Source organism: Cupriavidus phytohabitans, from assembly GCF_000426345.1.
Taxonomy (GTDB): Bacteria; Pseudomonadota; Gammaproteobacteria; order Burkholderiales; family Burkholderiaceae; genus Cupriavidus.
On record NZ_AUFE01000226.1, the window covers coordinates 1 to 1,496 of the forward strand.

A 1,496-nucleotide genomic window follows, 5' to 3' on the forward strand; every position below is an offset into this window, starting at 1 on the left:
GACTCAGCCCACATGCCGCAGTCGTTTGATGAGGGCCCAGAATCCTCCGCCTTTCAGTCACGCTGAGCTCTCAGACTGAATTTTTCAGGTCCGACGACTTACGCGTGAGCGAGCCAATGGCGACGGCGCGAGCGCAAGCGGCTTCGAGCCGCTCCTTGACTCAGCAGACCCAGGCAGGCGCGATAGCCCATCTCGGGATGGCTCTTGTGGGTGAACTGGTATTCGACGATGACGGCGGCGTTGGGCCCAATCGAGGCTGCCCAGTTGAGCAGCCGGCCGGGCGTCCATTCGAGGTGCGCGCGGTGGGCGACCGGCATGTGTTCCTTGACCGTGCTGTGGCTGCCGGGATTCGCATCCAGGTATTCCTCCCACAGCAACTGCAGTGTCACGCCCTTGCGGCGCAGCTCGCGGTGCAGGTAGGGGAAGTCCGGCGTCACCCGTCCGCCCGGGCTGTTGGCCGGCTTCTGTGCGCCGAACAGCCGCTGCTCCAGCGTATCCTCGTTCAGGCTGTCCGCCTGCGCCCAATCCAGCCCCGCTGCCTTCGCCATCGCCGCGTACTGCTAAACGGCACCAACACTCACACCCGTCGCCCTAGCGATCTGCCGGTGCGAAAGGCCACACGCCCATTTCAGGCGAAGCACTTCCTTGATCTTGCGCATGGTCATCCGGTTGGCCGGCATCAGCTTGCTTCCTTGCAAAAAGGAAGCAGCGTATCGCCGGCGTTCTAGTCCATGCGCAGTCCCACCCCCAGCCCTTGCCCGGCCCCATTACGGTGCGTGATCACCCGTTTCGGCTGCTTGATCACCTATTTCGGCAACGTGATCACTCGTTTCGGAATCGTGATCACCGATTTCGGCAGCGTCGCCGAAGTGATCACGTTCCGCCGAAACCAGCGATCAGCTTCCCGCCGAAACAGGTGATCACGTTCCCCCGAAATCGCTGATCACGTGCCCCGAAATACGCACCCGGGGCGGTTCACCACCCAAGACTACCTGTGATTAGGTTTTGGCAGTGGGCGACAGATACTTGATCGTAGCGAGGCCCGGTCGAAGATATACCACGGCGTCCTGCTTGCAATAGCGTGAAAAGCAGCACAGCAACCCATTCCCACAATAGGGTTGAGAGCTCTACACACAATTCCGCCTGTCGGAGCAGGCCGTAAATGGTTCTGCCTTTCGCAATTGTCAAACACCCGCCTGCTGTTTGATTTATGACAAAATAGTCGCACCCATGACATTCGGTGTTTAATTCCATTGCGCCTTGCCAAAGCGCCTATGCCATTGGCATATATATTGCGTTTGGATGTTTCTTGAGAGCCTGCCGTGACGAATATCGCCCCTGAGCTCGGCTTCAAACGGCCCCGCTCATACCATAGGCCAATATCCCAGGTGAAACAGGCTATGTTGCATAAATCGAGATTGAAAACAGGGACTCCTCGGTGATGCTGAACTCAGGCGATACGGACGGATTGCGGGCGAGCAAGCGCGACCATGCGG

At 59.0% G+C, this 1,496-nt stretch carries 1 protein-coding gene and 1 pseudogene; one reads left to right on the forward strand and one right to left on the reverse strand.

Annotated features, from left to right (window positions below; all coding sequences use genetic code 11):
* Positions 1–94: 94 nt before the first annotated feature.
* A pseudogene (locus K309_RS0134900) lies at positions 95–680 on the reverse strand (sigma factor-like helix-turn-helix DNA-binding protein); the annotation flags it as partial.
* A gap of 96 nt (positions 681–776) precedes the next feature.
* Here K309_RS0134900 and K309_RS42325 point away from each other — a divergent pair.
* Positions 777–920: a hypothetical protein gene (locus K309_RS42325; protein WP_232232661.1), complete on the forward strand. Its 144-nt coding sequence runs from the start codon at positions 777–779 to the stop codon at positions 918–920.
* Positions 921–1,496 lie beyond the last annotated feature (576 nt).